General features: G+C 63.0%; 1 protein-coding gene. It reads left to right on the plus strand.

The window, feature by feature from the left end; genetic code table 11:
* Positions 1-3 precede the first annotated feature (3 nt).
* Positions 4-246 (plus strand): WYL domain-containing protein (locus tag CUZ56_RS16415; RefSeq protein ID WP_369126772.1); only part of this gene is annotated, 243 nt, incomplete at its 3' end.

The following is a 246-nucleotide window of genomic DNA, read 5'->3' on the forward strand; positions in this document are numbered from 1 at the left end:
GATCTGTGGCGGGCCACTATTGACCGGTCCAGAGTCCGCTTCGGTTACCGAGGGGGAAAGCACCGTACCGTAGACCCCTGGCGAATGGCCTTGCGGCGTGGTCGTTGGTACCTCGTTGGGCGAGACGTCGACCGCGACGAGCCACGACTATTTCGGCTGTCACGTATCAGTTCTGCCGTGACGACCGTGGGAGAACCCGGCGCCGTCGCGAGTCCTGAACCTGAGGTGATCGAGGCCCACCTCAAT

Source organism: Saezia sanguinis (genome assembly GCF_003991585.1).
Lineage (GTDB): Bacteria > Pseudomonadota > Gammaproteobacteria > Burkholderiales > Burkholderiaceae_C > Saezia > Saezia sanguinis.